This is a genomic window from Flavonifractor sp. An92 (assembly GCF_002159175.1).
GTDB lineage: Bacteria > Bacillota > Clostridia > Oscillospirales > Oscillospiraceae > Pseudoflavonifractor_A.
Genome location: NZ_NFGZ01000055.1, coordinates 1 through 1,465 on the forward strand (window position 1 = coordinate 1; position 1,465 = coordinate 1,465).

Below are 1,465 nucleotides of genomic sequence, written 5' to 3' on the forward strand. Positions count from 1 at the left end.
CCTCTTCGCCTCGGTGGACGACTGCGTCAGCCAGGAGGAGGCCGACTTCGCCCGGAGCTGCGCCGCCGCCCTGGACGCCCTGTGCGACCGGGACGGGCTGGTGACGAAATCCTGGACATTGGTGGGGTCCTTGTCCTTCTCCAGCCCGTCCCGGTCGCACAGGGCGTCCAGGGCGGCGGCGCAGCTCCGGGCGAAGTCGGCCTCCTCCTGGCTGACGCAGTCGTCCACCGAGGCGAAGAGGAGGATCAGCACCGTCATCAGCTCCCGGAAGCGCCGGGAGAGCTGGGTCCCGGAGACCTTGTCGCAGGAGCGCATCCGGGCGAAAAAGCCCGGGGCCTTGAAGCCGGGGTACTCGGCCACGGCGGTGCACAGCTCCCAGAAGAGGATGGAGGGCACCGGGTTGCCCCGGGTATAGATGGCGTTGTAATACTCCACGTGGCGGGGGCTCAGGGAGCCGCCGTCCCGCCCCCACACGCCCAGGGCGCAGGCCCGGAAAAACACGTCGGCCTCCTGCCCGAAGCGCAGGCGCAGCGTGGCGTCGGAGATCTGCCGCTGAAATGCGCGCAGGCTGTTTTCATACTGTCTGTGGACCGCCGCCGCGGTCATGGAACCCTTCAAATGCGTCCACCTCTCCCCTGGTTTTTTCTAGGTTGATTATACTGGAATCCGCCCCCGGATGCAAGCCGCCCGCCCGGTTGGGACTGGCTGTTAAAATTCCCTTACAATTGAGGTAAGGCCGTTGACGGTTCTCCGGGAAACGTGTAAAATGTCCTTGTTATCGTATTCTGTCACCTGGAGGGAGATCTATGGCAAATAAACCAACCGGAAACCGCAACAAAACCATCCACTGCGATGTCTGCGGCGAGGATTACGCCGCTACCTATAAACGCTGCCCCTTCTGCGAGGACCAGGACAAGGGCAAGAGCCGTCGGAACAACCGGGGCGGCGGCTACTCCACGCCTCCCACCCCCGCCCGTGTGGTGACCACCCTGCTGTCGCTGGCCCTCATTGTGGCGGCAGTGTGCATCGTGGTGTCCATCGTCAAGCCCTTCCTGGACGGGGGCGAGGCCGGGACGACCCCCTCTCCCCTCCCCAGCGAGGCGGTCACCCCCGCGCCGGACAGCTCCACCGAGCCCTCCGCCGATCCCACCATCCCGCCCGACCAGACCGCCACCGGCCTGACTCTGGATCAGAGTGACTTCACCCTCCAGAGCTACGGACAGAAGGTCACCCTCAAGGCAACCTTCTCCCCCGACGGCAGCAAGGGCTATGTGACCTGGACCAGCAGCAATCCCGAGGTGGTCAGCGTGGATGAAAACGGCACCGTCACCGGCATCGGCAAGTCCGGCGGCGTCAGCAGCGCCACCATCACCGCCACCCTCACCGGCACCCAGATCTCCCAGTCCTGCATCGTCCGGTGCAGCTTTGACGCCCCCGCCGGGGCCACCACCCCCGGGGCCTCCGC

General features: G+C 65.8%; 1 protein-coding gene and 1 pseudogene. One reads left to right on the forward strand and one right to left on the reverse strand.

Annotated features, from left to right (window positions below; genetic code table 11):
- Positions 1-618, reverse strand: a pseudogene (locus tag B5G43_RS16840) (type VII secretion protein); the annotation flags it as partial.
- Positions 619-806: 188 nt separating this feature from the next.
- Between B5G43_RS16840 and B5G43_RS18090 the strand changes: the two are divergent.
- Positions 807-1,465: Ig-like domain-containing protein (locus B5G43_RS18090; RefSeq protein ID WP_206405039.1), on the forward strand; the 659-nt coding region annotated here is incomplete at its 3' end.